Raw genomic sequence first — 5,077 nt, 5'->3', positions numbered from 1 at the left:
TATCAGCAAGGAAACGATGGCGTACTTGGCCACACGCCCCAACCGCTTTGTGTATGTGCACACGCCCAAGCACGGTTCGTGGCTCAACCTGGTGGAGACGCTCTTCGGGAAAATGGCGCGGACCTTTTTGCGCGGGATGCGGGTGGCGAGTTGGCAGGAGATGACTCTCCCAAAGTCCTTGGTCAGTTTGACGCCATGCGCCGCGCTGTGAAAGTTTACTTTCTTACTTTGCCCTTCGCCCTTTGCATCTTGGGTGCATACGTTTGGTTCAACACGGATATCGCTCGCCCTTCGCCCTCTGCCCTTAGCTCTTCGCCGCGCCTTTGGCTTGTGGCGCGGACCAACATCCCCGGCTACACCTTCGTCCCCGAACCCGTGAGCGAATCGGTCATGAAGACCTTGGGCACGACGAACATCCTGAGCGGAACGTTTATGAGAAACGATGGGAGCAGGACCGGGGGACCACGGGACCACGGGACCACGGCCTCTTTTGCTCTTGCCTTTTCGCCGTTGGCCCCCGCTCACCGACGCACCGACGTACCGACGCGCCGCTCACCGAGTGATTCGAAAGCCTGGGCAGCACAGCAAAAGTGAGGACTGCCCCATCGGATCCCAGATGAAGCTTTTGTTGGAAAACCTGCCTCCGTCGCTGACCGGACATCGGGAGTCGATCGAGCGCTGTCTGCACGCGATGGCGTCCGTCATGCCACTCCGAGCAGTCTATCTTTTCGGATCACACGCGCGTGGCGACGCTCGTCCAGATAGCGACGTGGACCTGTGCGTGGTCAGTGACGAGGCCGAGCGACAGATAGCGGCCTCGCAACGACTGAGCGGGGCGCTCCTCCGCGTCTGGCCCCGTCCAGCCTTTACACTCATTCCCATCGCGCCGAAGCGGCTCGCTGAAAAGAAAGCGACCAAGGACCACTTTTTCCAGACCATCCTTGATCAGGGAGTGCCCCTTGCCACGGAAGACTGACTCCAGCAATCCGGCTGATTGGCTCTACCTTTCGGAGAGCGACCTGAACGGTATCCGTGTGCTGTCGGAAAAGGAGGAGGGTTACGAAATGTGCCGTGGGAAACTGGCGGAAGTGATCGAAAAGGTGATGAAGGCCGAATTACTCCGACTGGGTTGGTTTCTGGAGAAAACCCATGATCTGCGCAAGCTGTTTGGCGAACTTGAAACCCGACAGTCCGACCTGTGTCCGGCTCTGAATCCGCTGGTGACAGCGTATGCGGAGGTCTATTTCATGGCGCGGTACCCCGGGTTTGACCTCGAAGATCCCGACTGGGGTGCTCTCCGTTGCGATGTGGCCGCGACCCGTGAATTGTTAGCCCGTCTGAAGTCGCGTTTTGGTCCGACGTTCAATCAAAACGCATGAATCTTCCAGCCCGTCTTCCACTGGCCTCCGACTATTGACCTCTGACCGCTGACTTCTGATCCCTGATCCATCTCTGACCCGCGATGAAGAAGACTTTAAGGCCATCCTCGAAAGCTCCGCCGCGATCAACGAAAAGGAGAGTACCCCCGGTGCCGCTCTTTTGGGTACGCAAGCCCAATCCAGAACTCGATCGAAGCGGTGATTGGCTGCTCAAGAACCTCAAACAACTGCGGTCGGAAGCCTCAGCACGTGCCCATTCTCTTTGACACCGGCGCGTTAGAACTGCTTCGACGCCGCCATCGTGAGGCAGAAAAGCTGGCCATTGATTTCTTTCCGCCGCTGATCTCGGTTCGTGTGCTCGGACTCCACGCAATTTTAAAACAGGCTCTAAATTCCCGATGCTGCTCCACGACAGTCCCGAGCACAATCTAAGGACGATTCCGCTTCAGCGTTCTCGCCGTCGCGATCGGTCAATTTGGGTTCAGCTATCCTGCGGCGAGGGATTTTGGACGGGGGCGAGGCGGCGAGGTCCGAGCATCCCCGCAGCGGGTTGTCAGGACCGAGCCAACGAAGCCCCCGTGCAAAAGACCCGCCGCCCAGAGGGTTTTCGCGGAAAAGGCTTTCTGGCTTCGTTGCATCTCGCTCACAGACCGCCAGCGGGTATGCTCGCTCGTCGCCTGTCTGCGTGCCCCGCACAGGCAGGCGCCTCGCTAGAATGCCTTTTCCGCGAAAACAGGACCCCGCCGAATTTCAAAACAGGCTCTAATTGGCTTGTGTGCCGAAATTGGCAAAATGCTCGGCTCCATGATCAACAACCCTGGCCCCTTTCTGACCGCTGACCGCTGACCGCTGACTTCTGACCGCTGACCCCTTTTCGATCCATGTTGAGAAAACCCGCTCCCCAAGGAAGCGAGGGCGTCTCGCCTGCCGCTTCGGTCGTCTCGGTGTTGATATGCAATCATTCAGGTCGTTAACCGTAACGTTGCATAAAGAGGAGCATGTCCCCTCACCTCTCCGAGCCGTAATCCCTCCCCACGAACCTGATTCAACCACGGATTACACGGATCACACGGATAAGACCGCTTCCATATCCGCGAAATCCGTGAAATCCGTGGTCAAGAAATTGGTTCAGGGGTTCGTTGAATCCTCGTGTCACGGCACGAAAAGTCGATTGAGAGGATTCGGCGGGGGCATTCCGATTACGCAATCCGCTTTGATGGGTTGCGGAATCTGCTGAAGCATCTAGGATTCGTGGAGACTATTTCTGGCAGCCACCACGTTTTCAAAAAGCCTGGGTGTGGAGTTATCAACTTGCAGCCAGCCGGCCACCAAGCGAAAGGTTACCAGGTCCGTCAAGTTCGCAACGTCCTGCAGGCTGGAAACTTGATATGAAGAAAACACCAGATATGGCCGAATACGAAATCGACATCTATTGGGACGACCGTGACGAAATCTTTGTTGCGGAAGTGGCCGACTTGCCGGGGTGCGCGGCTCACGGTGCATCACGAGCCGAGGCTCTTTTGAATGTTGAGATGGCGATCACAAATTGGATCACGGCCGCCAAGTCCATCGGCCAGTCCATCCCCAAACCTCGGAGGCGGATGGTAAGTTCAGCGTTCAATGTTCGATGTTCGACCCTGTAATTTTGGCGTTCTTTTATGGGCGCCGAGACTATCCCGCCTAAAGAAGCGGCGCGTCTCCGAAAAAAGGGCCTCCTCGGCATGCCCGATGAGTAACGTGCCCGTCGCTTCGTCGCTTCATGAGTCTCAGATCAACATTGACACAACTTTCAGTCGCGCTAACCTCCGTGCGAAAGGATGGAGCAAGGACCACAGTTTGGGCAAAGAGCACGGGGCGAAGAGTATGGTGGCCCCTTTGCGCTTGGCGCTTGGTTCGCTGCCCTTCGCTCCATGCCCCCTTGCCCTTTGCGAACAAGAAGGCGTGACCAACCTGTTGGTTGATTGCGACACGTTGAGCCGAAAAATCACCAACTTCTCCCGATCTCTGTGAGCAAAGAGCAAAACGGTAAGAGCAAAGAGCGTAGGGCTGAGAGCAATGAGCAAAGCGCACGGAGGCCCCATTCCCTTCGCCCCTTGCTCTTACCCCTTGGGCCTTTGCGCCTTGCTCTCCGCCCTTGGCGCTTTGCCCTTGGCCCGTTTCTCCTCACTTTGCCCTTCGCCCTTTGCATCTTGGGTGCATACGTTTGGTTCAACACGGATATCGCCCGCCCTTCGCCCTCTGCCCTTAGCTCTTCGCCGCGCCTTTGGCTTTCGGCGCGGACCAACATCCCCGGCTACACCTTCGTCCCCGATCCGGTGAGCGAATCGGTGATGAAAACCCTCGGAACGACGAACATCTTGAGCGGAACTTTCTACAGAACAGAAGTCAGGAATCAGAAGTCAGCGGTCAGCGATCAGAAATCAACACTGACCTCTGACTTTCGATCTCCGACCTCTGGACTCGACCAACTTCCATCTCCCAACTCCCGTCTCCTAAAATGCGACTTCCGCATTTTCGAACTCCCCAAAAGTGCGAACCGCGAAGCCGCCGCCTGGTGCGCCCTGGCAGGGGGACAGCCATTGATCGGAACAACGGAATGGGGACGCGATTCCATTTCGCGAGACTCCGCAGCCTATTATTTCTGGAACCGCGCCGTTCAATTGAAGCAAATTCTGCACACTGCCCAAAACCGCCTCCCGGTCCGCGAAGAAAAACAGTTCGTGCGCTATTCGGTACCGCTGGAATCGGATTGGCATTCTGGAATTCAGGCCATGAACACCTTTGGCCCTGGTTGGATGTCGGCATACCGGCTCTGAGACAAATTGACGGGACTTCGAATCGGGATGGAAGTCGAGATAACTGAAGGCGCTTTGAAGGCATTGGCGAAGTTGCCGAAACGGCATGCTGCGCAGATCCTGGAGAAGATACAGGGCTTGCTTGGCCGAGGGTTTGCGCGGCGATATCAAGCGTCTCCACGAGTCTGATTACGCATACAGATTGCGATCGGGTAAGTATCGCATCCTCTTTGATCTCGAAGGCGAAAAGATCGTAGTGCAGAAAATTGGTGATCGAAAGGACGTTTATGACTAGTTCGATTCTTAGCCGGCCCGTAACGAGAAGGTCACGGCCCGAAATCGGGCGTCAGCTTGGAAAGGTGAAAGAAGAATTGGAGGACTTGAGAGACTATGTTGAATTGCTCGAGGCGCGGTTTGAAAACCAGTCCAAGCGTCGCTATTCAATCCACGAGGCGAGACAGAAATTGCAGCTCTGAACTCTCACATTGAATCCACGTCTGACTGACTTCAGGTCTTTAGTCGTTGGTCCTTGGTCATTTGGTCTCAGCTCCGCCCCTCGACCCTGGACGCTCGACGCCAAGATGGACCCCGGTCTTGAATACTCGTTCGGCACGCAGACTTGCCCATAATATAATAAGAACTGACACCTTTCGTTCCACACCCACGGTTGACACTGCCTGGAAACCGTGATTGGGTGAGTGCGGATTGTTTGGCATGAAAATGGTGAGAATCAAGTTTGTTGACGCAGCCAAGGAAGCCGAGGGGTTTGTCGCCTTAGTGGTCCATTTCATAAATACGCTCACGTTCGCGGCAAGGGATTTTTCGGCCAGACGAGGCGCGAGCGACGAGCATATCCCGAAGTGGATCTGTAAGGAGCAAGCAACGAAGTCTGGCGAAAAAGAA

5 protein-coding genes are annotated in these 5,077 nt (G+C 56.0%); all 5 read left to right on the top strand.

Annotated features, from left to right (window positions below):
- Positions 1 to 211, top strand: a 211-nt coding sequence (locus FJ398_25985) for a hypothetical protein (protein MBM3841338.1), incomplete at its 5' end; no start/stop codon positions are given.
- Between the two features lie 231 nt (positions 212 to 442).
- Positions 443 to 976, top strand: a complete 534-nt coding sequence (locus tag FJ398_25980; protein ID MBM3841337.1) for a nucleotidyltransferase domain-containing protein — start codon at positions 443 to 445, stop codon at positions 974 to 976.
- Positions 900 to 1,379 (top strand): HEPN domain-containing protein, encoded by a 480-nt coding sequence (locus FJ398_25975; protein MBM3841336.1) that lies wholly within the window; start codon positions 900 to 902, stop codon positions 1,377 to 1,379. Before FJ398_25980 ends, FJ398_25975 begins: the two co-directional genes overlap by 77 nt.
- A gap of 1,149 nt (positions 1,380 to 2,528) precedes the next feature.
- Positions 2,529 to 2,771: a type II toxin-antitoxin system HicA family toxin gene (locus FJ398_25970; protein MBM3841335.1), complete on the top strand. Its 243-nt coding sequence runs from the start codon at positions 2,529 to 2,531 to the stop codon at positions 2,769 to 2,771.
- A gap of 14 nt (positions 2,772 to 2,785) precedes the next feature.
- The gene (locus FJ398_25965; GenBank protein ID MBM3841334.1) at positions 2,786 to 3,022 is read left to right on the top strand and encodes a type II toxin-antitoxin system HicB family antitoxin; all 237 of its coding nucleotides are present in this window, start codon (positions 2,786 to 2,788) and stop codon (positions 3,020 to 3,022) included.
- Positions 3,023 to 5,077 lie beyond the last annotated feature (2,055 nt).

It is taken from the genome of Verrucomicrobiota bacterium (assembly GCA_016871535.1).
Lineage (GTDB): Bacteria > Verrucomicrobiota > Verrucomicrobiia > Limisphaerales > SIBE01 > VHCZ01.
The sequence above is the reverse complement of the archived record's forward strand: the minus strand, read 5'-3'. Positions and strand labels throughout refer to the sequence as shown.